Source organism: Sediminibacterium goheungense (assembly GCF_004361915.1).
In the GTDB taxonomy this organism is placed as follows: Bacteria; Bacteroidota; Bacteroidia; order Chitinophagales; family Chitinophagaceae; genus Sediminibacterium; species Sediminibacterium goheungense.
Window position 1 is genome coordinate 66,409 of record NZ_SNWP01000016.1, and the last position, 24,042, is coordinate 90,450.

The window sequence follows — 24,042 nt, forward strand, 5'->3', positions numbered from 1 at the left end:
TTTTGCAAACATGAAGTACCTCTCTATCTTTTGTGTTCTTGGCTTTCTGTCTACCGGGTTACAGGCACAGAATGGCTTTATTGAGAACCAGCGTGTTTTTCCACGTGTTGCTGGTGCTATCCGATCAAAAGAAGATACTTTAAAAAAACAATTTGCAGCAGCCAGGTTAAACTGGCCAGCGAAAGATATGTATGTGAGGAGCTTTAAGTACGATAGTCAGTTGGAAGTATGGGTAAGAAATACTTCAGCAGAACCTTATAAGTTATTCAAAACCTACAAGATATGCGCTCTTTCCGGTACTCTTGGCCCAAAGCGCATGGAAGGAGATTATCAGGTGCCGGAAGGTTTTTACTATATCAATGAATTCAATCCTAAAAGCATGTATCATTTGTCGTTGGGACTGAATTACCCCAATGCCTCTGACCTTTTGCTTAGTGATTCTATCAAGCCCGGGAGTGATATTTATATCCACGGAAGTTGTGTAACAGTAGGCTGCATACCTATTCAGAACGACCAGATTGAGGAACTATATGTATTGGCCTCCCATGCGCGTAACCAGGGACAGGATTTTATTCCGGTTCATATTTACCCCGTTCGTTTCAGTAATAACCGAAGCCAGGAATACCTTTCCCGTAACAGTAAAGAAGACAGCGATTACCAGAAATTCTCCACCCGTTTAAAAGAAGTGTACGACTTCTTTGAAGAACATAAAAAGCTACCCCTCATTTCGGTAAATAAGAAAGGGGAGTACGTAATTTTATAATGTATGATGGCTGATCGCTGATGTCGGATATGGGATTGGCATTGATTGATATAGGTATCGAACTGTAAAATTAAATCAGACATCAGCGATCCTACATCATCCATTATTCCTCCGCCATTTATTTTTCATTACCTCTATCAACTGCATTGCATCAGGTGTGAGTTTGAGATAGTATACACCACCAATCATGATGGAGGAGAATACAATACCATTCAGGATGATGGAAGTCCAGCCGGTTAGGTGATGGAAAGAAAAATAGCATATGCCATAGGCCGCTACACTTAATAAGATGGCATAAACGGTTTTCATATTAAATGGCTGCATATGAAACTTGCGACGCAGAAATTCGTAGCGGATAAAATTATAGATACCATAGGCAATCAATTCGGCAATGGCTGAGCCGAGGATACCGTAATGTTTGATAAGGTAATACGTAAGGGGAAAGCGAAGCCCAATGAGTACCACGCCACTGATAAAATCAAAACGCCAGAAAGTAGAAGTATTGATGACCATGGCATTTAAGCCTGTCCCAGCGTCAACAATACGTACCATGCTTAATACAAAAATTACCTTCATGCCATCCAAATAATCTTTCTGTATATCTAAGACAGTAATCCCTTCCTTGACACTCAACCAGATATTGCCAAATAGAAACAAGGTTAAGATGAGTAAATTGATACAGGAGCGGGAGTAGATGCGATTGATTTCTGTATAGTTTTTATCTTTCCAAGCCCTTGATAAAAAACTGGAAGATACTGCTGTAATACTTCTTTGAGGCACCTGCAATACATTGGCCACATATTGTGCAAAAACAAAAATCCCCACAGCTTTAAGTCCAAGGATACTTGCGATGATAAAACTGTCGATCGTCGCAGCCACGGAAGCAATCAGTGTACCTCCATACAACAAGGCTTGCATGGATAGCATTTTTTTCCAGAATTTTCGTGTAACCCTGCTTAGCCTAAAATTGAAACGCAGTTTGCCAGTTTTAATCAGGTAAATAAGAAGGACTAGAAAAATTATGAGGTATTGAAATGCAAACAGATAAATGAAAACCTCAAAGCTGATTAGCTTTAAGTAAAACAACAAAATCAGAATACAGATAAGAGACCTGAAAACAGTTTCTTTTAAAAAATTGGATACAACAGATAATTGTAAGGCCCAGCTGAATCCTTCAAGCACAGAAAAGAATAACATACCCATGGCAAAAGGAAACATCCAATAATAATATTGTACAATTAGTGGGGATCGGTCGATGAATTTTTTTACAAAATAGGGTTGAAATACTAGGCCGCTGACAAGTACTATGATAAAACCGATTAATGAAGCAATCATGGCCCAACTCATCAAGTCAATTTTATCCTGCGCAAGATTGTCTTTATAGTAGGGATAGAATTTATAGATTACGGGAATCATTCCCAAGGCACCAAAAGCCATCATGTTTTGGGCGAAGTCAAAGAAAATACGAGTAAGGCCAAACTGCTCAACTGTGAGAGAGCCATTCAGTGTAGATAAATAATGGTTCACAAAGCCTATCAGAAAGCCAATATAGATCAACACACTTGAAATAATGGTTTGCTTCCTGATACTTCCCATGCCCGGTAAAAATTGATTGTTTCGGTGTTTATCAAAGCTGTCTGAAACCGTTTTTCAGACAGCTTTGTATTCATCGGCTAAAAATAGGATATTCGGGGCAGGATGAAAGAATTGAAAATCATAAAATTCAGATCAACTCTTTTTACGCTTTTGATCGGATGCTGTTTTCTGTACCAGACTGCCTGCACGGGTAAAAAAGAATCCGGGAAGATGGTTTTCTATTACAATGAAACGACCGGTATTGCTACCCTTGACCCGGCATTTGCCAAGAACCAGTCGATCATGTGGGCCATTCATCAGGTTTATAACACATTGGTAGAAATTGACAGCAACCTGAATATTGTTCCCTCACTGGCAAAAAGCTGGGAGATTGATGCCGGCAGAACCACCTATACTTTTCACCTCCGAAACGATGTATATTTTCATGATAGCCCTGTTTTTCCCGGTGGCAAGGGGCGTAAGATGGTAGCTGATGATGTTGTGTTTAGCCTTAACCGTATTATCGATAAAAATACCGCCAGCAGCGGCGCCTGGATTTTTAACAAACGTGTTGATACGGTTCATCCCTTTACAACCATCAATGATTCTACTTTTCAGGTAAAACTGTTACGTCCCTTTCATCCCATTCTGGGTATCCTGAGTATGCAGTATTGCAGTATTATTCCGAAGGAAGCGGTGTTGACTTATGGCAAGGACTTCAGACGCAATCCATGTGGTACAGGGCCTTTCAGGTTTATTTCCTGGGATGAAGGTGAGGCATTGGTGCTGCATAGGAATGAGCAATACTGGGAAAAAGATAAGGAGGGGGAACGCTTACCTTATCTGGATGCAATACAGGTAAGTTTCTTTGATAATAAAGCCACTGAATTTTTACAGTTCAGGCAGGGTAAGCTCAGTTTCATCAATGATATTGATCCTTCTTTTAAAGATGAATTGCTTACCAAAAAAGGGGAACTGAGAAAAGAATGGCAGGGCAGGTTGCATTTGAATAAAACGGCTTATCTGAACACGGAATATTTTGGCATACTGGTAGATGAACAAAATCCGCTGGTGAAAAAATCACCTGTCCGGCTGAAGCTGGTTCGACAGGCCATGAATTATGCCATTAACCGGCCACAGCTGATGATGTATATGCGCAATTCGATTGGCATTCCGGCAGAAGCTGGTTTTGTACCTGGCGGACTCCCTTCCAGAAATGTGGAATTGGTAAAAGGGTATACTTATGATCCGGGTAAAGCAAGGCAATTGCTGAAACAGGCAGGGTTTACTGATACCAGAACAATTCCTGCAATAACATTGCTTACCATTCCCATCTATGCAGATATTGCCAGTTTTGTGGCTAAGCAGATGGAAGAAATAGGACTTCCGGTACAGGTAGAGGTAATTCAGAAAAGTCTCTTACTGGAACAGACGGCCAAATCGCAGGCCTTGTTTTTCAGGGGTAGCTGGATTGCCGATTATCCGGATGCAGAAAATTATATGGCTATGTTTTACAGTAAGAACCCGGCACCGCCCAATTATACCCGCTATAAAAATCCGGTTTTCGACCAGTTGTATGAACAGGCTTTGCTGGAAACCAATGATTCTGCACGTTACGCGCTTTACCGTACCATGGATCAACTGGTAATCAATGATGCACCTGTTATTCCCATCTGGTACGATATGGCCATTCACTTTGTACAAAACAATGTACAGGGATTCAGAACAAACGCACTAAACCTGCTTGAACTTCGAAGGGTGAAGTTGGTGGGAGCTGTTAGCTATTAGCCTTAAGCTTTTAGGTATTGAGTATTAGGATATATTATTTACTCACTACTGACTACTCACTACTCACCATTGACCATTGACCATTGACCATTCACAAAATCACCCTTTCTTCTTCAACTTATCCTTAAACACCTTCTCAAACTTCTCCAGTTTAGGTCTGATAACGAAGCGGCAATAGCCCTGGTTGGGGTTATCATTGTAATAGTTCTGGTGATAATTTTCGGCCGGGTAGAAATTTTTAAAGGGTTCAATAGTGGTTACGATCGGAGCATCCCATGCACCACTTTTATCTAACAGCGCTTTGTATTTTTCCGCTTTTTCTTTTTGTAATGCATTATGATAGTAGACTACGCTGCGGTATTGTGGGCCTATATCATTTCCCTGTTGATCGGGGGTGGTTGGGTCATGGGTTTTCCAGAATACTTCCAGTAATTCATCGTAACTGATTTTTTTAGGGTCAAACACGATCCTTGCCAGTTCCACATGCCCGGTATTTTTATCACATACCTGTTCATAAGTAGGGTTTTCTACAAAACCTCCACCATAACCACTGATCACTTCCAATACACCATCCAATCGCTGAAAAAAAGCTTCTGTACACCAGAAACAGCCCTCTCCGAAAGTAGCAGTATCTGTCTGTATACCGTCATAGTTCTTTTTTATATCCATTTTCTTTGTTTTTGTAGTTGCAGATGGCTGTGCGCATGATACCAGGCTCATCCCCAGTACCAGCAAACTCATAATCACTCGCATAGTTCCTCTTTTGATAAAATTACGTAATTGATAGTATAACAGTTTAGACGCCGCAGATGTTCTGTACTTACAAAAAGGATAAAATTTCAGATGTCAGATCGCAGATATCAGATTTTACATCTTACATCTGCGATCTGACATCTGAGATTAAAAGCTCCTCCCTTACCTTTGCGCCTGAATTAGCTATATGCGATTATACCCGGAAACCGCCCTTACACAGCTCGAGTTTGATAAAGTGCGCACTCTGTTAGAGGGGTATTGTAAAACTGTATACGCTAAGGAAAAGGCACAGCAATTGCGTATTCATACCCGGAAAGAATATATTGAACTGGAACTGAAACAAAGTTTTGAGTTTAAATCTATTTTACAGCAGGCCCAGTATTTTCCGAATGATTTTAGTCTGCCCCTTCAAAAAGAAATTAAACTACTCGGTATTCAGGGCGCATTGATTCCCGGTGAGCAGTGGCTGCAGATTCGTAAACTGGCAGAGAATACATCCAATATTTTCCGTTGGTTTGATCTGGAGCGCAGACAGGCTTTTCCAGCCATGGCCCATGTACTTGATGGAAGCTATTATGAAAAAGTAATTATTGAACTAATTGATGAAGTCATAGATGAGCAAGGTAATGTAAAGGATAATGCTTCTGATGATTTACACAAGATCAGAATGAATTTGTTCCGAAAAAGGAATGAACTACGGCGCATGTTCGAGAAAGTCGTGAGCAAACTGGCCAAAGCAGGTTACACGGCAGATATAGATGAAAGCTTCAGTAATGGGAGAAGGGTAGTGGCCGTTTTCTCAGAACATAAAAGACAGGTAAAGGGTATTTTACATGGCGAAAGCGACAGTCGCAAAACGGCCTTTATTGAACCGGAAGAAACCATTGATCTCAATAACCAGGTATTTACACTGGAAAATGAAGAGGCCAAAGAAGTACAAAGAATATTAAGACAACTTACGGCACGCATAGCTGTTTATGCACCTTTACTGGAACAATACCTGTTAATTGCCGGAGAATTTGATTTCATCAGGGCCAAAGCCAAACTGGCCATTGATATGAATGGACAATTGCCGGAATTATCAGACAAAGCGCATATTCATCTCATCAATGCGTACCATCCTTTATTGTTCCTGTATAATAAGTCAACCGGTAAACCCACCATTCCTGTAACCCTTACACTGGATGATAAAAACAGGATACTGGTGATCAGCGGCCCCAACGCAGGTGGTAAAACCGTTACCATGAAAACCATTGGACTTAACCAATTGCTATTGCAAAGTGGGTTGCTGGTACCGGTGAGTCCGGATTCGCAGATGGGAATTTTCAAACAGTTATTTATTCATATCGGCGATACGCAAAACCTGGAATTTGAATTGAGTACCTACAGCAGTCACCTGCTGCACATGAAATATTTTATTGAGTCGGCCAATGGGAAAACCATGTTCTTTATTGATGAACTGGGTAGCGGCAGCGATCCGAATCTGGGTGGGGCTTTTGCGGAAGTAATTATGGAAGAACTGGCCCGCAGACATTCTTTCGGTGTGGTAACCACGCATTACCTTAACCTGAAAGTAATGGCCAACAGAACACAGGGTATTATTAATGGAGCCATGCAGTTTGATGAGGTGAATCTTCAACCCATGTACAAACTGATTGTAGGTAAGCCAGGCAGTTCATACACATTTGCCATTGCAGAAAGAATTGGTTTGCCGAAACACCTGATTAACCGCGCCAGAAAACTGGTTGATGAAGACCATTTTAAACTGGATCGATTACTGAACAGAACAGAACAGGATCTGCAGCAACTGGAACAGGAGAAAAAACAATTGCATAAGCTCCTGCGTGAGAACGACAGACTCAAAAAGGAAATGGAAACGGTGATGGATAAAGAAAGGCACCGTCAGCAGGTAGAGTTACTCAAAAACCAGAACAGGATTACTGAAGAGAGACTGGTTTACTTAAAAGATATGGAGCGTAAGCTGAAACAGATTGTGCTTGACTGGAAGAAATCCGAGAACAAACAGGATGTGATTAAAAACCTGCAAAATCTCCTGTTCAAGCAGAAAGAAACCATTGTAGTCAATAAACTCGCTAAAAAAGTAGACCTCAAATACAAAGAACTCAATCAGCATATCGCTGTTGGGGCACTTGTTAAACTCAAAAAAAATTATCAGGTGGGTGAGGTGAAAGAGATCAGGGGTAAAAAAGCCATTGTTCAGGTAGGCATGCTCCCCATACATGTAGATATGGCCGATCTGGTGGTGGTGGAAAAATTGACTGATACAGCCGCTAAGTAGTAGGGTGAATGGTCAATGGTGAATAGGTACAGTAAAATTCACCATTGACCATTCATGACTCATTATCCTTTCTTATACACTGCCTTTGTACTCATTTCTCCCTGAGGGGTGTTGATCGTAGATAAAAGCGTTAATGTTTTACCATCGCCACTTATTTCCCACTTTTCAATACCTGTCAGGTCAATACTTTGTCCCTGAAATTCAAGTGTCAATTTAATATCCACTTTAAAGCGTTGGTCACCATCCCAGTTAAGTGTTGATGTTTTTTTACTGTTCATGATGCCGGTGTTCTGTGATTCTTTGCCGACAGTATGTGTTTCAGTAATTTCGTAATTACTACCATCAAATCCTGCACCGCTTAATGTCATTTTAATAGCCGATTCAGACTGGTCAATTACAATTTTGCTGTAAGCACCTCTGGCCCCGAATTGTCCGAGTTCACTGGCGCTTTCATCCAGATTCCAGGTACCTGAGAAATTAGCAGCTTTATACGAAAAAGAGAACAGGATCGTAAGGCTCATAAAAGCCGTTGCAAATAGAAAAAGTTTACGGGTCATAGTTGTTAATTTTGATAAATATAAGGAAATAAGGTAATTGGTTTTACCTTACATACTGTTTTCTATGAGTGGGTGAACAATGAAGAGAATTGCTGCCAGCAGATCTGAGCAGTATATTTTATAAGAAATGATAATTGTCTGACTTAATATCTGTAGAACCAATTGTCTGACTAAAGCATTTTTACAGTAAGACAGTATCGAGTTTCAATTTCTGCAATGCTTTTACCAATAGGATTTTATCTTTTGTGGTTGCATACTTATTGGTTTATCGCCGATTTGATCTCTATTAACTCGCCTAAGAATTTGGTTATTTTCGACTGCTCATTTTTTTGATACTGCCCAGCAATCCGGCCGATTTCAATATTGAATGTTTCTATTTCAGTCTTTCGTTTATGGAGAATATCCTGATAAGTTGAAATCAACTGTCCTTCAGAAGTACTACTGATTAGTAAAAGCTTTTCCAATAGTGTTTCCGCTTTTAAATGGATACCCTCTGCTGCCGCTATAACAATACATTCATCAATGACTTGTTTCGCTAGTTGTAAAGCTTTTTCGTTTCGTTTAAAAATACCATTATCAATTTCCAATAACGGGCATAGGGAATTAAATACACAGTTCAGAATGGCTTTTGACCAGATAACCGGTTGTATATCTTCTTCCGGGGTAAATACTAAATAGGGGTTGTTGAGACTTTTGACAATGGCTGTCAGGTTCGGGATATTACCTTTTATGACACCAATCGGTGAATTGGATGCCGGTTTGAATTTCAATTGATGGGTCTCAATATGCTGAGACGAAGCAAAAAGTACGCATCGGTAAATTTCAGTAAATCCATAGCTGATGAATGGATTTTCAACATGTAAGCCATTTTGCAGTACAACAATTGGAGAATCACCAACACGATCCTTCAGGTTGTCTGCCATTTGATGGTTACTGAATGATTTGGTTGTTAAAATGATAATTCCATCCAGAACAGCATAATTGTTTACTGTACTTATATGGATATTACTTTTTACTATTTCGCCTTTATTTACGGCTACCTGAATGGTTTCTGTGTATTCCTTTTTGTCATGATCACGTCCATGAAGCAGGATCACTTTTTTTCCGGTATAAGATAAAAATACAGCCAATGCCTTACCAATGGCACCGGCGCCAATTATATATATCGTAGGGTTTGTAGTATGCATAAAGTAGTTATTATATATCGGCTTGATAAAAACTTTCCGATGGAATTTTATTTCCGTGTAAGCCACTCAGCATGGCAATTTGCCCGATATGCGTTATGATATCAGAAATGGGCCCCTGAAGTAATTTTTTACATAACACGATATCTATGGTAACTTCTTCAATCGTTAATGATAATTCTTTCATCTCATCTAAGAATCGATTTGTTTCACCGGTAAAGTCGAGTGATTGGTAGCTGGAAACAGGAAAAGATTCGCCTTTAATAAGGCATGTTGTTTTAACAGCAAGATCATACATGTGTTGTATGATTTCATTAGGTGACCGGGTATGTTTATTTAGTTTAACTACACCGAAATCTGCTTTTGAGCCCTGGGTGGCTTTAACAAAGCGATATTGTATTGTTTTTATAAGATGAATCAGTAGTTGATTGCTGGAATCCATGATTTTATTCGTTTATGGGTTTTCTCAGTTGGTTCCATTCTGATTTTAAAATACTATAACAAAATGTGTTTCTTCTAAATCCGTCTGACATCAAAGTGTGCCCGCGAAGTATGCCTTCAAATTTTCCCCCGATTTTTTCAATGGCTTTTCTTGATTGTATATTTCTTTCGTCTGTTTTAAATTCGACCCTGTGAGCATTCAGTGAATCGAAAGCGTACTGTAGTAACAGGTTTTTGCATTCGCCATTCAATCCGCTTCCCTGAAAAGCCTTTCCAATCCATGTAGCACCTATTTCCAATCGATCATCGGCGTTGGACACATTTAAAAAAGCAGTACTCCCCACATAGCAATTATTGTTTTTTGAAAAAATGCTGAACGAATACCTGGTTTGTATATTTCGTAATTCAATTGCTGTATGTATATACTCGCTCAGTAAATCTTTTGTGTAAATCTGTTTTGGTGAAAATTGTAACAAAGTAGGATCTTCTGTTGCGATATTTAGCAGATTATCAATGTCTTTGAGTTGTAAAGGTTCTAAACGTAAGCTCCTGCTTTCGAGAATAATATGGGTTGAGAATGTGAAATTCATTTTACGTGTATTGTGTGTCAATGAGTCTTCTGTGATAATTGATTTGTCCAAGATGATATGTCAGATGTGTGGTCAGGTGTATCAGTAAATAGCCTGTGGACGTTTTTTTATCGAATACCAGTATCGGGTATTGTTTTTCTAAATCGCTTTGCTGAAGATTGTTTAGTGAAGCGATTACTGTTTGTGAAGTTTTTTTTACCTCTTCCAGAAGTTCTCTTTTTGATACGTTTTTCAAGGAGAATTCAGCCTCTCTGTTTCGTATATAATGGTACCCTCCGATTTCTTTTCCTATATAGGTATTCAGATTCCCAATGAGATGCAGGCAAAGATTGCCAGCTGAGTTGGCAATCTGGTTTTCGGTTTTCCAGATATTAGCTTCTTTTTGATACAATGATATTTCATTGTATAACCTGTCAAGGTCTCTTGCGAATATTGTTTTTATGATTTCTATTATCATTTTATGAGTGTATTATTTTCTTTTCTAACAATGCTATATGAAGATTTCTGTGTTGTATCGGTAAATCATCCGTGTCAGGTGTTCTGTAGTTTTCAATAAATGAGAATCCGTAACCCTTATAGTAAGTAATAATTTTTTCGTTTTCGGCCCAGGTGTCCATTCGTATATAGCTCAGATTTTTTGACAGGGCGAACTGTAATGTCCAGTCAAGTACTTTGGCGAAGAGTTTCTCTCCTTTAAATTTTCTGTTTAATACAATGCGGTGAAGGTAAATGGCATCGCCGCTTTCTTTTTCGCGCCATATCAATTTATCCGTAAAGCATATACTGAAAATACAGGCTATTTCATCTTTGGCAACAATCTTGCATAAAAGATTATTCTGAACATCTGCCTGAATAAATTCTTTGTCATAGTTGTTCCATCCGATGTAATTATTGATCTTTTGAAAATGAATTGCTTCTTCAAATAAATGATAAATGATTGGTAAATCTTCCGTTGTTGCATTAGTTATGATATAACTCATATAATTGGTTTTACTCAACTTTATTCAGTTTGCTGTTTTTTGCACTATACAGAAAGTAGATACTGATGCCAATCAAACTCCATATCAGCAGACGTAACCAGGTTGCTTGATCGAGACTGAACATCAGGAAAAGATTGAATGCAAATCCAAGGCCGGCGATGATTGGCAGATTTTTTACTTTAAAAGGTCTATGCAGATTAGGTTGTTTAAATCTTAAGACTAAAACGGCTATACAAATCATGGCAAATGCGAATAGGGTACCAATGCTGGTCATTTTTGTTGCTTTTTCAATGGGGGTTAATGCGGCTACTATGGAAGAAATAAACCCCAAAAGTATTGTGCTCTTCCATGGAGTTTTAAATCGGCTATGAATTACTCCAAAAGGTTTTTGTGGCAATAATCCATCTTTAGCCATATTGAGAAAAATTCTTGTTTGTGATAGCAGCATCACCAGCATTACAGAAATTAAACCAATAACAGCCGCTATAGTAATTAAGAGTGATGCCCATCTAAGTCCTACTGAACCGAATGCAGAAGCTACAGGTGCCCCTAGGTCTATTTCGGAGTATTTTGTCATGCCAGTTAGGGTTAAAGAAACTAGTATATATAGCGTCGTGCAGATAATCAGTGAAGTGACAATGGCAAATGGAATATCTCTGGTTGGGTTTACGGCTTCCTGAGATTGTGTTGAAACGGCATCAAAACCGATAAAAGCAAAGAATACGATTCCTGCGGCTGTTAACACACCGGAAATGCCGAAATGACTTACACCTGTTGCATCGATTGTTTTTTCTGGGATAAAGGGTTGCCAGTTTGCAGGATTGATGTAGGCGATGCCTGCAACAATAACAAATAATACGGCTGCTACTTTTATGGCAACAATGATATTGTTTGCTTTTGCTGATTCTTTAATACCACGAACCAGTATATACGTAACTACCCATACAATCAATGCTGCAGGAAGATTAATAGAAAAGGAGGGAGGGCTTATGCCCAATTTTAGCGCCTCCTCTTTTGCCGTTACCGGATCGTTGGTTAACCAAAAAGGGAGATTTGTGATCCCTGCCAGCTGTAATAATTTTACAAAGTATTTAGACCAGCTTACTGCCACCGTTGTTGCACCCATCATATACTCCAGTATCAGATTCCATCCAATAAACCACGCGAAAAATTCTCCAATCGTTCCATACGAATAGGCATAGGCAGATCCTGAAACAGGTAATATACCTGCAAATTCCGCGTAACAGAAGGCAGCAAGCAAGCAACCTATGCCTGCCAATATAAATGATAATGCCAATGCCGGACCTGCATATTGATTGGCAGCTACACCTGTTAAAACAAAAATACCTCCGCCTATAACAGCGCCAACGCCGATGGCCGTAAGTTCCCATTTGCCTAAGGTTCGTTTCAGTTGACTTGTTTTAATGTCGTCATGGTAAGCTTCCAGTGGTTTCTTTCGCAATAGTTTTGTCAGATTCATTGATATCTGGTTTAGTTGGATGATAATGCAAATTCAACAGCAGCCTGTGCATGAATTTGTGTGGTATTGAAAACAGGTATAGCTATATCCTGCTGACTAATGAGTAAGGGTATTTCCGTGCAACCCAGAATAATTCCTTCGGCCCCTTCTGCAATCATTTTATTAATGATTGCGAGGTAAGCCTGTTTGGTTTCCGGAACTATGATTCCTTTTCCAAGTTCATTCACAAGGGTTTCCTCTATATAGTCTATCTCAGACTTTGTTTGTGGGATCAGTACTTCCAGCCCTTTTTGGTAAAGTTTTTGTTTATAAAAGTCAAGTTCCATGGTATATACGGTACCAAGCAGTCCAACTTTTTTCAATTGCTTTTTTTGAATGGCACGGGCTGTCGCTTCCCTGATATCAATAAGCGGTAGGTCAATTTTGTCTGCTATTCTTTCTGCTACAATATGTGCCGTATTTGCACCAAGCATAATCATATCTGCTCCGGCAGCTTTCAGCTTGTCTGCAGCATCGGCCAATAATTCAAAAGTTGCATCCCAGTTATATGCAGCATTATAAGAACTAAACAGTTTAAAATTTACAGAGTAAATAATGCACTCAGGAAAGTGTAAACCACCCAAAATTTTATTGGTTTCTTCATTGAAAAATCTGTAATAGTCAATGGTTGAAGTCCAGCTTGTTCCTCCAACTAATCCGATTTTTTTCATTGCATTTTATTTAAGTAGGGTTTTTATTTTAATTACCATTATATTATTCACCACTAATAAAATATCCATCTTCTACCAGGCGATAAGGTTGACTGATTTTTTTTGATAATTTTTCAAAATCTTCTTCATTTAATTCTTCTGGCTGATAGTAGGGAGTCGAGAATTTGTTGTAATGTATAGGGATGAGTTCTCTGGCCTGTAGTAATTTTGCCGCGTTAAAAGCCTGTTCCAGAGTCATGGATGCAGGTATGGTACTGTAAGCAAGCCCCAATGCCTGAAAATTTACAATTGCGCCATTTATCGGTAAAAAAGCGAAATCAATATTTTGGTTTTCTTTACCGAGTTGCCAAAACTTATTATGCCATATGGTATCACCACCATGGAATATCTTAAATCCGTTACATTCAATAATCCACGCTGTTTGATCGTGTCCGATACCATCAAGTGAGAATACTGATTTTATGCTGATTCCTTCTTCAGTAAATATTTCATCGTAGTCAAGATAAATAACATGTCTTGTAAGAGCGGGGATGTATTTTTCCAGTTTTTTATAAGCGATTATTTTTCCGTCTGGTTTCAAACATTTTTCAATAATAGAAATATCAAAATGATCTAAGTGCAGGTGTGTAAATACAATATAATCTGCCTTCGTAGTTAAGGAAAAATGAATAAGAGGTGTTCTTGGGTAACCTAGTATTCCGGAATAAGCTGTAAAATCTTCAACAGCATCAACTAATAGGGTCTTTTTGTTACATTCAATTTTAATTCCTGCCCAATTTAACTTCTGGATTTTCATAATAGTATCGTTTCAGGTATTATAATTTATAATAAAATACCAGTGAGGCTTTTTCAATCAGATGCTGTGATAGATAGAATCCAACTAGGGCGGGATTTGCGTTTGCATCGAGTCCTAACTTTTCTGTATTCAATGCGTATACTGTTATGGTATATTTATGAAATCCACTACCTGGTGTTGGGCAGGGGCCACTATATCCTGTAGTGCCAAAGTCTGTTTTACTTTGAATGGATTTAGGTGGAGCAGATCCATTTTTTGTATTTCCTGCGTTTGATACTAATTGTAGTATAGTTTTATCAATATCAAAAATCAGCCAGTGCCACCATCCGCTGCCTGTTGGTGCATTTTCATCATGAATGGTAACTGCGAAACTCTTGGTGCCTGCGGGAGCGTATTCCCAAAATAGCTGGGGCGATTTGTTTTCACCGGTACAGCCAAACCCATTGAATACCTGTTGACTGGTAGCCTGACCACCCAATTCTTTTGATTTTAAAGTAAATGTTTGTGCGTTTGAAAGCAAAACGTTCAGAACGAATGTTACAATGATGAATAAGTGTTTTTTCATATTTCTTTTCTTATTGCGTTAACCCTGTTTTCAAATGTGAAATCGTTTTCCAGTGGATGGTGTATTTGTTCAAAGAACCGCATCAGCTCTGTTGAATGTTTGTGGCTCTTTTGAAGTTTAATATGGAAGTGAACCAGTTTCGACCACATAATTGCTTTTATATGTGTTTTGTTTTCATTCCACATAAAAGCTTCCACCAATAAACTTGAAGCTGAAAATGAAATTAATTTTGTTTCGATTACTACTTTTTCAAGCCATGCCGCAGGATAGAGGTATGAAATTTGTGTTTGCGCGGCAACCCAACTCAATCCATCTTTTTTGGCTATATCAGCCGTGTGGAAAGAATAATTTTCGAGTAGTTGTTCTGTTCTGGCTGCTACTATATAATCTATGTATTTTGAATTATTCAGATGATTGAAGGGGTCACAATCCTGGTACTGTATCCTTGCAGTACTCTCTAATATTTTTTTTAAAGTAGCCATGTCATTGGTTTAATCATCATTTCAAATAAAATCTTCTAACTAATCTCAGTTTTTATTTACTCAATTCAATTAACTGTTCTTCCATTAAACCCAGAACAGGAGGTGTTGACACTCCTAAAAGGTTTAAATAAATACACAATGCGCCTCTGTGATGTACTTCGTGTATAATCATATTTCTAAGCAGATTTTTTAATGGTATTTCTCTTCCTTTGATTAGGGATATATTATTTGATAGTGAAACATCACTTACAGTTTCTAATATTTTTATGGTTTGCACATGCATGGCTTCGAAATAATCAAAAATACTGTTGTAGCCGATGGTGATGTCACTTTTGCAACCCTTATAACAAGGTTTATGACCGATTGCCATTTCTGCGAAAACAAATCTTTCTATTGCTGCAATGTGTCTTATCAGGTCGCCAATGGTAAATTTGCCTTCCCGGTAAGTCCAGTCCAGTTTATCATGAGGTATTGCGGCTAATACTTTATTTGTGATACTGCGAGTGTCTTCATAATACTCCAGAAATCTGTTAATGGTTATAATTTCCATATTTAATAAAATACCGATCGGTATATTTTAGTGTAAATTTTTTAAGCCTTTAGATCCAGTATTATTTTTTCTAAATAGTCCATGGCTACCTTTAAATCCTTTGCGTTTTGTACCACTTTGGCCTGCATGATGCTTCCTTCAATAATGGATACTAAAATGATGGCAATCAATGTGGGGTTTGTATTTTTTTTAATTTCTCCCCTTACCATACCACGTTTGATTTGGTTTTCAATAGAAGTTTTCCAGAATGCCAGTGCTTTCGCAGCTTTTTCTCTGAGTTTAGGATGTGTATCATCTGCTTCTGTAGATGTATTTAGTATAGGACATCCTGGTTGCAGGAAGGGGAGTATCAAAAATTTCCGATAGACTTTAGGGTAAACAAGCAGGCGCTCAATTGAGTTTTCGGTTGCTAATATTTGTGCCTTGATATAATTGGTAACGGTATTGAAATTGTAATCGAATGCAGCAAGGGCAACTTCGTCTTTGTTTTCAAAATTTCCGTATATACTTCCTTTTGTTAAGCCGGTTGCCTCGGTAAGGTCATGAATGGACGTTCCTGCATAGCCTTTCTCATTGAAAACAGGAGCTGTTTTCTCAATAATATATTGTCTGGTTCTTTCTGCTTTTGATAATTCAATACTCATGACGATGTAAAAATAGTAAATAAATAATACCGATTGGTATATTTTTTAAAAATTTCTGGTAAATGCTTTTCGATGATTATTCAAGGCATTTTTTAATGTACCCAAAACTGCGCCGGTAAAGACTAATCGCGCTTTTAAGCACGATGAAAGATTACAGTTAGTCAGGGTTATAGTGCTAATAAAGACGCTTATTCATAAAGGCTCTCCCTGATCCTGACTTTAGATATTTTTCAAAATGAAATGCCTTTATTTTATCATGAAAGGCGCAGTAAAAAAGAAGTTTTACAGGCAAATTCGATTTTGTAGAAGGTACATATCCTTTATTGTGCCTGTTAAATCTTTCTTTTAAGTCGCTTGTGCATCCAACATATGTATTTCCGTTGTTGCAGAGGAGGATATAGACGTATTGCATTTTCCTGCAAAGATTTATATTAACCCCTATGCTGGCAATAGGTATTTATACCTGATTTTGAGGCAGGGGATTTCGGGTGTTGGAGCTTTTGTAGCCCACCGTCGCTGAAGCTATGGTGGGCAAGTGCGCCTAAATATATTTGTTGAAAATCAGAAATCACCTGCGCCAAGGCTTCGGTTGGTGAATCCAGTAATAAATATGTAAAAGATGAAAAATGGACCTGTCCGCTGAAGCCCACCAAAATTTAGTGATGTTCCGGAAATGAAAAGCCCACCGTCGCTGAAGCTATGGTGGGCAAGTGCGCCTAAATATATTTGTTGAAAATCAGAAATCACCTGCGCCAAGGCTTCGGTTGGTGAATCCAGTAATAAATATGTAAAAGATGAAAAATGGACCTGTCCGCTGAAGCCCACCAAAATTTAGTGATGTTCCGGAAATGAAAAGCCCACCGTCGCTGAAGCTTTGGTGGGCGTAAGCGGAGAGAGAGGGATTCGAACCCCCGGACCTTTGACAGTCAACGGTTTTCAAGACCGCCGCATTCGACCGCTCTGCCATCTCTCCGCGGCAAAAGTAAGGGTTGAAATATTTCTACCAAAAAATATTCGAAATAATACGCAAATGCATTCATAAACAAGCTGTTAGAGTAATTGGGAACGAGGTGTTTGCATCTGTTATGATCTTTTGAGTGGCAGTTAGTAACCCGATCATCATGCTGCTCTATTTCAGGACTGATATCAATAAATTTTATTTTTATATTAATCCTATATTTATGTCTAATAATGTCAACATTAAATGATAAAATAAAGTATAATGATGTAAAATAGCAACATTTTCGTATATTCGTATTGTCGTTATAATTCGACATTAATATACATTAATTTAAATAATGATGGAAAATAGCAACAAAAATTGGTTTGCGATGAGTGACCCGGCTATATTGGCCATGCTGGGGCAGTTTCTGCAGCATACAAGGCTGGAGCAAAATAAAACACAGCAGGAAATTGCTTCTGCAGCAGGAATACATCGTTCTACCCTGGTACAGATAGAGGGCGGCGGCGGCGGAACTTTATTGTCTTTTATTCAGGTTATGCGTGCCCTTCAGCAATTACACCTGTTCCGTTTTTTTGAGACCCAACCCAAAATCAGTCCCTTGCAACTGGCTAAAATGGATCAGCAGAAAAGAAAAAGAGCCAGTAGAAAAAATAAGACAGCAGATCATCAACCCAAAACCGACTGGTAATGATTACTACTGCTTTTATACATATATGGAACAAGCGTGTAGGTGCGATTGCCTGGGATGAAAGAACGGGCACTGCATCTTTCGAATATGAACCTGCTTTTCTTCGTCAGCAGTGGAATCTATCCCCTCTGAAAATGCCGATATTAAATGCTGCAGGACGGATTTTCTCTTTTCCTGAATTGAGAGACAGTCTTACATTCAAAGGACTACCGGGTTTACTGGCAGATGTATTACCCGATAAATATGGTAACAGCCTTATCAATGCCTGGCTCTCCAGAAACGGCAGACCTGCGAATAGTATGAACCCGGTGGAACTGCTTTGTTTTATTGGTAAGAGGGGCATGGGGGCGTTGGAATTTGAACCCGGATTATACAGTTCAAATAAAACAGCTACAAAAATTGAATTGGATGGCCTGGTGAATATGGCGCAGGAAATTTTATCGGGCAGACAGGATTTTAATACACGGCTTAGTGCCGATGAAGCAAAAGCACTTACCGATATACTAAAGATCGGTTCATCTGCAGGTGGGGCAAGGGCCAAAGCCGTGGTCGCATTTAATCAGCTTACAGGAGAAATCAGATCCGGACAGGCAGATGTGCCGGATGGCTTTACGCATTGGTTACTGAAATTTGATGGGGTTACTGATCAGCAACTGGGTTCTTCTTCCGGATACGGAAGGGTAGAAATGGCCTATCACCTCATGGCAAAGGAAGCTGGTATTGAAATGATGGAATGCCGCTTACTAGAAGAGAATGGAAGGGCGCATTTCATGACCAAACGTTTCGACCGCATGCCCGATAACAAGAAATTACACATACAGAGTTTTTGTGCACTGGCGCATTACGATTTTAATGAGATTACATCGTTCAGTTACGAGCAGTTATTTGAAACCATGCGCAGTCTATTACTACCATATACAGACGCTGAACAATTGTTCAGAAGAATGGTGTTCAATGTAATGGCGAAAAACTGTGATGACCATACCAAGAATTTTTCATTTATGATGGATCAAAATGGTGCCTGGAAACTGGCACCTGCTTTTGATCTTTGTCATGCATACCGGCCTGACAGTTCATGGGTAAGTCAGCACTCACTCAGCATCAATGGTAAAAGAAAGGATATCAGCCGGGATGATTTACTGGCAGTGGCTAAAAATATGAATATTAAAAAAGCACCGTCCATAATTGATCAGGTGAAAGAGGTTGTTGGCAGGTGGCATGATTTTGCTGCGATTACAGCCGTAAATAGCGACCTGCGTGATGCAATCGGCAAAACCATATTGTTATTATAAAAGAGAGGATTATCTCTTTACCATACAATAAAAGAACCCCATTCCTCAATCAACCATGCGAATAATTCAACCCATACTTCATTACTTCCTCCACTTTGGTTTGCCGGTTTTTATAGCATGGTTTTTTTTTCGGGATCAATGGAAAAAAACAACACTTCTTTTATGGTTAACTATGCTGGTAGATCTTGATCATCTGCTGGCTGCACCTTTGTTCAACGCCTGCAGGTGCAGCATCAATTTTCATCCTCTACATAGTTATCCGGCAATTGCATGCTATGTATTGCTGTTATTTATTCCCAGGTGCCGTATCATTGCGATTGGTTTACTGCTGCATATGGCCACTGATCAGCTTGACTGTTTTATCAATCAATATACCTGTCTTTAGAAGTACATATGAATGCTTCATGTAAGCTTTTATCTATCGGATTTGTACATATCGTTGCTGAATAAGGCTTTCGGAAGGGTAAAGTGTTAATTTAAAGGGAACCATACCATTGTTATAAAACTTTTAAAGTAGCATTGTTATTTCAACGTATTTGCAGGTTTATAAATAACAGTATGATCGGAAAAAGCACTATTAGCCTTATTGTATGTTTACTGGTTTCAGTTTTTATATGTTTCGCCCAGGAAAACAAAAAAATCATAACAGGTGAAATTATCATTACCGGTGGTACTAAAGCGGATGGAGCCAATGTGTTTCTGTATCGTACCAAAGACTCAGTATTGGTGAAAACGGGTATTACCGATGCAAATGGCATCTATATACTTACAAATATCAGTCCCGGCAATTATTACCTGCTGGTAAAATATACCGGTTACGAAGAAAGCATTATCAATCCAGTACGTATTGACGGTTCAAAAGAAGAATTCCGGATGGAGTTGATAACGATGGCAACACCTGTTACCAACCAGTTGAAAGAAGTAGTTGTAAGCAGCCGTAAAAATTTTGTGGAGCGTAAGGCAGACAGGGTAGTGGTGAATCCGGATGCTTTAATCAGCAATGCCGGTACCACTGCATTGGAAGTATTGGAGAAAGCGCCCGCTGTTCAGGTAGACGCAGATGGTAATATCAGCCTGCGTGGCCGTCCCGGTGTATTGGTATTTATTGATGATAAGCCTACTTATATGTCGCAGCAAGACCTCACAGCTTACCTGCGATCTTTACCTTCGGGTGATATTGAAAGTATTGAGATTATGACCAATCCGCCAGCCCGTTATGATGCTGCGGGAAACAGCGGGGTTATTAATATACGGTTAAAGAAAACCAAAGTAAGTGGGCTGAATGGAGCCATCAACCTGGGGTATGGGCAGGGTACCTATGCCCGCAGTAATAACAGTTTTACGCTGAACTATCGTATCAATAAACTTAATTTCTTTACCAATCTCAGTAGTGCCATTAATAACACCTATCAGGATCTTACACTTAATCGTCAGTATTTTTCTACATCAGGTGCACTTCAGTCATCTTTTACCCAACGCTCATTCATTAAAAGAATGCCACGTGGCTTTAACTATAAAGCCGGCGTGGATTATTATGCCAGTAAAAACCTCACATTGGGTGTTGTGATTACCGGTGTTGCTAATAAAAACAAAGAAGATATTCATAACGATGCCGTTATCCGAAACGGTAATGGCGTACTTGTGAATACGGTGTCTGCACATGCGCCAAGGAACCGATCTTTTAATAATATCGGAACCAACCTCAATATGTCTTATAAATTAGATGGTAAATCGAAATTACTAACTGTGAATGCTGATTACCTGAAGTATAGTGCCGATCAGGATAACAGTCTGTTGAATATTGTGTATAATCCGGATCAAACAATTGCAGGCAGAACCAATCTGGTATCTGATTTGCCGGCGTCTATTGAAATCACTACAGCGCAGGCAGATTATTCGCAACCCTTGTTTAAAGGAACACTGGAGGCAGGTGCAAAAACAAGCATCGTGAGAACCAATAATAATGCAATGTTTTACGATGAGCAGCCGAATGGTAGTTTTACGCTCAATACTGAATTCTCGAATAATTTTAAATACCGCGAGAACATCAATGCTACCTATCTTACATATACACTAGACAGGAAAAAATTCAGTGCCAAACTCGGTTTACGATTTGAAAATACTGAAATCAAAGGATTGCAATATGGCACACCCGGTAAACCTGATTCTTCTTTTACACGCACATTTAATAATCTGTTTCCTACTTTATATTTTTCTTATAAACTTGATACGGCAGAAAATCATTTAGTAAATATAAATTTTGGCAGAAGAATCAACAGGCCGAATTATCAGGATATGAATCCGTTCACCTATCCGTTAGACAGGTATACTTTATATGGAGGAAATCCATTTTTAAAACCAACGTTCTCTTATAATACCGAACTGAGTTATACTTATAAACGAAATTATACGCTTTCGCTGCAATACAGTTATATCAATGATCTGATTATGGAAACCATTGAACAGCGAAATGGTATATTTTACAGCCGGCCCGGTAATTTCGGCAAGCAGGTATCTCTGAGTGCCTCATTGAGCGGTATGATACCGGTTACCAAATGGTGGAAGCTGCAACTGTATACGGAGGTAACCAAAAACAAGTTTACGGCTACACTCTACCAACAAAATTTATTGAATGAGGGTACGTATTTTTTTGTTGGGCCCGTAAATATTTTTCAAATCAATCCAATGTGGTCGGCTGAGTTAGGTGGTAATTACCAATCAAGTGTGTATGTGGGACAGTTTGTAACCATACCTGTAGGTTCAGTAAGGGCGGCTGTGGCAAAGAAAATACTCAAGCAAAAAGGAACCCTTCGTTTCAGCGTGAATGATTTTCTCTATACGAATCAACCTGGTGGAAACATTAAGGGGATACAAAATTCTACTGCCAACTGGAAGAGTTACCTTGATTCAAGGGTATTTACACTTTCCTTTTCTTATCGTTTCAATAAAGGGAAGAGTCTGTCGCAGCGTAATACCGGATCTTCAGATGCGGAACGAGGAAGGGTTGGGGGGTAGCAAAAAAGCCTGCTGAAATACAAAGAATCAGCAGGCTTTTTATCTTCTGGTGAAGTCAGGTCAAATTACATATAGGGTCATTTCTTCACAATCATGCTCGGCAATATAGACTGGAAACGGGTGTTGTTCCAGCTGTGAAAATTGTCCTTCGTTATCCATTTCTCTAAAAACTTTATGAAGGAATAATCTTGACTGGAGTTGATAATAGTTCATTAATTCATAGCCGAGACCTAATAGTGTATGTTTTTCATCAGCTTCATCAATCAGTTTCGCACAATCGGGCCATACACCCGAGAAATTTGGGCCTTTGGCAAAACCAGCATAATGTCCGGGAGGTAATTCTTTATAAAGATACCGCGGTTCGGCAATAATGGGAAAGGTTAATCCTTTTTTGAAAAAATTGATACCTGAATCGTAATGAAAATACCAGTCATATCCGATCTCTATGGCACCGGACTGAAGTAATTGTGCCTTTACTTCGGGATCATTTAAACAGTTCTGTATTTCATTTTTTAAATATTGAATACAGTTTTGTTCATGTAAAGGATGGTTTTCGATAAAATCTGCATAAGGATTTTTACTGCTGATATCAGCTGCTTTCTCCGCTAGTTCCTCTTCTATATCTTCTCCATCAAGTATTGCAAATTCTCCGTTTCTATATAGCTGGAGATAGTCGGCATACCTTTTGAAAAGTGGTATAAAGATGTGATCCCTGCAGTCCAGCCATTGTTTTTCAAGTTGTTCAAAAAGTATTTCATTCAGGGAGCTGTTATTCATCTTTATCTATTTTTTGAAAGAAAAATCTCAGCCATCATACATCTCGCACTACCGCCTCCATTGGTTTCAATGGTGCTGATATCTGAATGCAATATAGGGTTATAGGTTTCTAGTCTCTCTACTTGATCTTTTGTTAAGCTAAGGAATGCCTGACTTGACATTACCAGGAATAATTGTCCTTTTTGATTCTGCACCTGCAACATATTTCCCGCAAAGTGGTTCATTTGGTCAAAGCTGATTGTGATGATTTCTTTTCCGGATGCGGTCAGACTGGCTTCTACAAGGCTTCTTTCATTTGGATCGGGAATGGAATCAAAACAGATCACCGCATATTGATCGGCCACACACATCATTACATTAGTATGATAAATGGGTGATCCATTACTATCGACCGAAATGAATGAAACAATACGATATCCTGCTTTTTCGGCCCAATCGTTCAATACTTCCTTATTCGTTCTGGGCGATAAACAGGCATAGGCTATGGCATTTGTTCTGTCCAGTACCATACTACCAGTTCCTTCAAGAAATAAATCCTGACTTTCATATCCGCTCAGGTCGATGGTATCTTTTACCGTAAATTTTTCATGGATAGCTTTGATGACATGTGGTTTCCGTTCCATGCGTCTGTTCGTTGCAAACATCGGATAGAGAATGATACTTCCATCGCTATGAAAGGAGATCCAGTTATTGGGAAATACAGAATCAGGTGTATGAGGATCGGGTGTGTCAGGCACAACTGTTACGTCTATGCCAGCTGTTGTTAGCACATTAACAAATTTTTCAAATTCCAGCGCCGCTTTCTCAGCAACAGTATCGCCGCCGAAAGCTTGTTGAAAGCTATTATTCACAGCCGTTTCAGCATTAAAACTAAAACGTACCGGTTTTATCATTAACAGGTGAGAAGTGGTTTGTGCTTGCATGTTGTTTTTTTTTGCGTGAATGGTGAATGAGAAAAGTGAGTAGTGAGTAGTCAGTAGTGAGTGAATGGTGAATGAAAAATGATATTGCGCTTTCACAATAATGATCGTTGCGGTCGAGTTCCGTCTACTCACTACTCACTACTCACTACTCACTACTCACTACTCACTACTCACTACTCACATTTCCTCCCTCCACAAAGGCATACTCATACAATGAAAACCTCCG

General features: G+C 39.0%; 26 protein-coding genes and 1 tRNA gene. 7 read left to right on the top strand and 20 right to left on the bottom strand.

The window, feature by feature from the left end; all coding sequences use genetic code 11:
* Window positions 1–10 precede the first annotated feature (10 nt).
* Entirely contained in the window at window positions 11–763 is a 753-nt protein-coding gene (locus tag BC659_RS16380) for a L,D-transpeptidase family protein (protein ID WP_133475664.1), read from the top strand.
* 96 nt (window positions 764–859) lie between these two features.
* On the opposite strand, the gene BC659_RS16385 is transcribed toward BC659_RS16380, so the two are convergent.
* Window positions 860–2,359, bottom strand: coding sequence for an oligosaccharide flippase family protein (locus tag BC659_RS16385; protein ID WP_133475665.1), 1,500 nt, complete (start codon window positions 2,357–2,359; stop codon window positions 860–862).
* A 102-nt stretch (window positions 2,360–2,461) separates the two neighbouring features.
* On the opposite strand from BC659_RS16385, the gene BC659_RS16390 reads away from it, so the two are divergent.
* The gene (locus BC659_RS16390; RefSeq protein ID WP_133475666.1) at window positions 2,462–4,126 is read left to right on the top strand and encodes an ABC transporter substrate-binding protein; all 1,665 of its coding nucleotides are present in this window, start codon (window positions 2,462–2,464) and stop codon (window positions 4,124–4,126) included.
* Between the two features lie 99 nt (window positions 4,127–4,225).
* Here BC659_RS16390 and msrA read toward each other — a convergent pair whose 3' ends face one another.
* Window positions 4,226–4,879 carry a peptide-methionine (S)-S-oxide reductase MsrA gene (msrA, locus tag BC659_RS16395; RefSeq protein ID WP_133475667.1) on the bottom strand — a complete coding sequence of 218 codons (654 nt, stop codon included), beginning with the start codon at window positions 4,877–4,879 and terminating at the stop codon, window positions 4,226–4,228.
* Between the two features lie 187 nt (window positions 4,880–5,066).
* On the opposite strand from msrA, the gene BC659_RS16400 reads away from it, so the two are divergent.
* Complete coding sequence (locus tag BC659_RS16400; protein ID WP_133475668.1) at window positions 5,067–7,178, top strand: endonuclease MutS2; 2,112 nt, start codon at window positions 5,067–5,069, stop codon at window positions 7,176–7,178.
* 62 nt (window positions 7,179–7,240) lie between these two features.
* On the opposite strand, the gene BC659_RS16405 is transcribed toward BC659_RS16400, so the two are convergent.
* From BC659_RS16405 to BC659_RS16480, 16 genes are all read right to left on the bottom strand, one after another.
* Entirely contained in the window at window positions 7,241–7,735 is a 495-nt protein-coding gene (locus tag BC659_RS16405; protein ID WP_133475669.1) for a hypothetical protein, read from the bottom strand.
* A gap of 257 nt (window positions 7,736–7,992) precedes the next feature.
* Window positions 7,993–8,922 (bottom strand): ketopantoate reductase family protein, encoded by a 930-nt coding sequence (locus BC659_RS16410; protein ID WP_133475670.1) that lies wholly within the window; start codon window positions 8,920–8,922, stop codon window positions 7,993–7,995.
* Window positions 8,923–8,932: 10 nt separating this feature from the next.
* Window positions 8,933–9,361 carry a hypothetical protein gene (locus BC659_RS16415; RefSeq protein WP_133475671.1) on the bottom strand — a complete coding sequence of 143 codons (429 nt, stop codon included), beginning with the start codon at window positions 9,359–9,361 and terminating at the stop codon, window positions 8,933–8,935.
* 4 nt (window positions 9,362–9,365) lie between these two features.
* Complete coding sequence (locus tag BC659_RS16420; protein ID WP_133475672.1) at window positions 9,366–9,950, bottom strand: GNAT family N-acetyltransferase; 585 nt, start codon at window positions 9,948–9,950, stop codon at window positions 9,366–9,368.
* Window position 9,951: 1 nt separating this feature from the next.
* Window positions 9,952–10,407 (bottom strand): DinB family protein, encoded by a 456-nt coding sequence (locus tag BC659_RS16425; protein ID WP_133475673.1) that lies wholly within the window; start codon window positions 10,405–10,407, stop codon window positions 9,952–9,954.
* A 1-nt stretch (window position 10,408) separates the two neighbouring features.
* Window positions 10,409–10,930 carry an N-acetyltransferase gene (locus tag BC659_RS16430; protein ID WP_133475674.1) on the bottom strand — a complete coding sequence of 174 codons (522 nt, stop codon included), beginning with the start codon at window positions 10,928–10,930 and terminating at the stop codon, window positions 10,409–10,411.
* A gap of 10 nt (window positions 10,931–10,940) precedes the next feature.
* Entirely contained in the window at window positions 10,941–12,410 is a 1,470-nt protein-coding gene (locus BC659_RS16435; protein ID WP_211340800.1) for an APC family permease, read from the bottom strand.
* An 11-nt stretch (window positions 12,411–12,421) separates the two neighbouring features.
* The gene (locus tag BC659_RS16440) at window positions 12,422–13,120 is read right to left on the bottom strand and encodes an aspartate/glutamate racemase family protein (RefSeq protein WP_133475675.1); all 699 of its coding nucleotides are present in this window, start codon (window positions 13,118–13,120) and stop codon (window positions 12,422–12,424) included.
* A 43-nt stretch (window positions 13,121–13,163) separates the two neighbouring features.
* Window positions 13,164–13,916, bottom strand: coding sequence for an MBL fold metallo-hydrolase (locus BC659_RS16445; RefSeq protein WP_133475676.1), 753 nt, complete (start codon window positions 13,914–13,916; stop codon window positions 13,164–13,166).
* A gap of 19 nt (window positions 13,917–13,935) precedes the next feature.
* Window positions 13,936–14,481: a YbhB/YbcL family Raf kinase inhibitor-like protein gene (locus BC659_RS16450; RefSeq protein ID WP_133475677.1), complete on the bottom strand. Its 546-nt coding sequence runs from the start codon at window positions 14,479–14,481 to the stop codon at window positions 13,936–13,938.
* Complete coding sequence (locus BC659_RS16455) at window positions 14,478–14,963, bottom strand: acyl-CoA thioesterase (RefSeq protein WP_133475678.1); 486 nt, start codon at window positions 14,961–14,963, stop codon at window positions 14,478–14,480. Before BC659_RS16455 ends, BC659_RS16450 begins: the two co-directional genes overlap by 4 nt.
* Window positions 14,964–15,015: 52 nt before the next feature.
* On the bottom strand, window positions 15,016–15,513 hold the full coding sequence (locus tag BC659_RS16460) for a DinB family protein (protein WP_133475679.1): 498 nt from the start codon (window positions 15,511–15,513) through the stop codon (window positions 15,016–15,018).
* Between the two features lie 41 nt (window positions 15,514–15,554).
* Window positions 15,555–16,157, bottom strand: a complete 603-nt coding sequence (locus BC659_RS16465; RefSeq protein ID WP_133475680.1) for a TetR/AcrR family transcriptional regulator — start codon at window positions 16,155–16,157, stop codon at window positions 15,555–15,557.
* Between the two features lie 175 nt (window positions 16,158–16,332).
* Window positions 16,333–16,569 carry a GIY-YIG nuclease family protein gene (locus BC659_RS17165; RefSeq protein WP_133475681.1) on the bottom strand — a complete coding sequence of 79 codons (237 nt, stop codon included), beginning with the start codon at window positions 16,567–16,569 and terminating at the stop codon, window positions 16,333–16,335.
* Window positions 16,570–16,718: 149 nt separating this feature from the next.
* Window positions 16,719–16,985: a hypothetical protein gene (locus BC659_RS16475; protein WP_133475682.1), complete on the bottom strand. Its 267-nt coding sequence runs from the start codon at window positions 16,983–16,985 to the stop codon at window positions 16,719–16,721.
* Between the two features lie 60 nt (window positions 16,986–17,045).
* Window positions 17,046–17,130 (bottom strand) — tRNA-Ser (locus BC659_RS16480).
* Between the two features lie 358 nt (window positions 17,131–17,488).
* Here BC659_RS16480 and BC659_RS16485 point away from each other — a divergent pair.
* The 4 genes from BC659_RS16485 (at window position 17,489) to BC659_RS16500 (ending at window position 22,116) form a co-directional block, all read left to right on the top strand.
* Window positions 17,489–17,809 (top strand): helix-turn-helix domain-containing protein, encoded by a 321-nt coding sequence (locus BC659_RS16485; RefSeq protein WP_211340801.1) that lies wholly within the window; start codon window positions 17,489–17,491, stop codon window positions 17,807–17,809.
* Window positions 17,809–19,101: a type II toxin-antitoxin system HipA family toxin gene (locus BC659_RS16490; protein WP_133475684.1), complete on the top strand. Its 1,293-nt coding sequence runs from the start codon at window positions 17,809–17,811 to the stop codon at window positions 19,099–19,101. Before BC659_RS16485 ends, BC659_RS16490 begins: the two co-directional genes overlap by 1 nt.
* A gap of 55 nt (window positions 19,102–19,156) precedes the next feature.
* The gene (locus BC659_RS16495) at window positions 19,157–19,486 is read left to right on the top strand and encodes a DUF6122 family protein (protein ID WP_133475685.1); all 330 of its coding nucleotides are present in this window, start codon (window positions 19,157–19,159) and stop codon (window positions 19,484–19,486) included.
* Between the two features lie 173 nt (window positions 19,487–19,659).
* On the top strand, window positions 19,660–22,116 hold the full coding sequence (locus tag BC659_RS16500) for a TonB-dependent receptor (RefSeq protein ID WP_133475686.1): 2,457 nt from the start codon (window positions 19,660–19,662) through the stop codon (window positions 22,114–22,116).
* A 60-nt stretch (window positions 22,117–22,176) separates the two neighbouring features.
* On the opposite strand, the gene BC659_RS16505 is transcribed toward BC659_RS16500, so the two are convergent.
* Both BC659_RS16505 and ctlX read right to left on the bottom strand, forming a co-directional pair.
* Entirely contained in the window at window positions 22,177–22,893 is a 717-nt protein-coding gene (locus tag BC659_RS16505) for a hypothetical protein (RefSeq protein ID WP_133475687.1), read from the bottom strand.
* A gap of 2 nt (window positions 22,894–22,895) precedes the next feature.
* Window positions 22,896–23,816, bottom strand: a complete 921-nt coding sequence (ctlX, locus tag BC659_RS16510) for a citrulline utilization hydrolase CtlX (RefSeq protein WP_246027160.1) — start codon at window positions 23,814–23,816, stop codon at window positions 22,896–22,898.
* Between the last annotated feature and the right edge of the window lie 226 nt (window positions 23,817–24,042).

Bases quoted from the DNA above. Each gene is read 5' to 3' on its own strand.
- BC659_RS16455 (WP_133475678.1), bottom strand. From the start codon at position 14,963: ATGGCTACTTTAAAAAAAATATTAGAGAGTACTGCAAGGATACAGTAC.
- BC659_RS16505 (WP_133475687.1), bottom strand. From the start codon at position 22,893: ATGAATAACAGCTCCCTGAATGAAATACTTTTTGAACAACTTGAAAAA.
- BC659_RS16500 (WP_133475686.1), top strand. From the start codon at position 19,660: ATGATCGGAAAAAGCACTATTAGCCTTATTGTATGTTTACTGGTTTCA.
- BC659_RS16420 (WP_133475672.1), bottom strand. From the start codon at position 9,950: ATGAATTTCACATTCTCAACCCATATTATTCTCGAAAGCAGGAGCTTA.
- BC659_RS16440 (WP_133475675.1), bottom strand. From the start codon at position 13,120: ATGAAAAAAATCGGATTAGTTGGAGGAACAAGCTGGACTTCAACCATT.
- BC659_RS16400 (WP_133475668.1), top strand. From the start codon at position 5,067: ATGCGATTATACCCGGAAACCGCCCTTACACAGCTCGAGTTTGATAAA.
- msrA (WP_133475667.1), bottom strand. From the start codon at position 4,879: ATGCGAGTGATTATGAGTTTGCTGGTACTGGGGATGAGCCTGGTATCA.
- ctlX (WP_246027160.1), bottom strand. From the start codon at position 23,816: ATGCAAGCACAAACCACTTCTCACCTGTTAATGATAAAACCGGTACGT.
- BC659_RS16495 (WP_133475685.1), top strand. From the start codon at position 19,157: ATGCGAATAATTCAACCCATACTTCATTACTTCCTCCACTTTGGTTTG.
- BC659_RS16405 (WP_133475669.1), bottom strand. From the start codon at position 7,735: ATGACCCGTAAACTTTTTCTATTTGCAACGGCTTTTATGAGCCTTACG.
- BC659_RS16450 (WP_133475677.1), bottom strand. From the start codon at position 14,481: ATGAAAAAACACTTATTCATCATTGTAACATTCGTTCTGAACGTTTTG.
- BC659_RS16430 (WP_133475674.1), bottom strand. From the start codon at position 10,930: ATGAGTTATATCATAACTAATGCAACAACGGAAGATTTACCAATCATT.
- BC659_RS16385 (WP_133475665.1), bottom strand. From the start codon at position 2,359: ATGGGAAGTATCAGGAAGCAAACCATTATTTCAAGTGTGTTGATCTAT.
- BC659_RS17165 (WP_133475681.1), bottom strand. From the start codon at position 16,569: ATGCAATACGTCTATATCCTCCTCTGCAACAACGGAAATACATATGTT.
- BC659_RS16380 (WP_133475664.1), top strand. From the start codon at position 11: ATGAAGTACCTCTCTATCTTTTGTGTTCTTGGCTTTCTGTCTACCGGG.
- BC659_RS16410 (WP_133475670.1), bottom strand. From the start codon at position 8,922: ATGCATACTACAAACCCTACGATATATATAATTGGCGCCGGTGCCATT.
- BC659_RS16490 (WP_133475684.1), top strand. From the start codon at position 17,809: ATGATTACTACTGCTTTTATACATATATGGAACAAGCGTGTAGGTGCG.
- BC659_RS16415 (WP_133475671.1), bottom strand. From the start codon at position 9,361: ATGGATTCCAGCAATCAACTACTGATTCATCTTATAAAAACAATACAA.
- BC659_RS16445 (WP_133475676.1), bottom strand. From the start codon at position 13,916: ATGAAAATCCAGAAGTTAAATTGGGCAGGAATTAAAATTGAATGTAAC.
- BC659_RS16425 (WP_133475673.1), bottom strand. From the start codon at position 10,407: ATGATAATAGAAATCATAAAAACAATATTCGCAAGAGACCTTGACAGG.
- BC659_RS16485 (WP_211340801.1), top strand. From the start codon at position 17,489: ATGAGTGACCCGGCTATATTGGCCATGCTGGGGCAGTTTCTGCAGCAT.
- BC659_RS16390 (WP_133475666.1), top strand. From the start codon at position 2,462: ATGAAAGAATTGAAAATCATAAAATTCAGATCAACTCTTTTTACGCTT.
- BC659_RS16435 (WP_211340800.1), bottom strand. From the start codon at position 12,410: ATGAATCTGACAAAACTATTGCGAAAGAAACCACTGGAAGCTTACCAT.
- BC659_RS16460 (WP_133475679.1), bottom strand. From the start codon at position 15,513: ATGGAAATTATAACCATTAACAGATTTCTGGAGTATTATGAAGACACT.
- BC659_RS16465 (WP_133475680.1), bottom strand. From the start codon at position 16,157: ATGAGTATTGAATTATCAAAAGCAGAAAGAACCAGACAATATATTATT.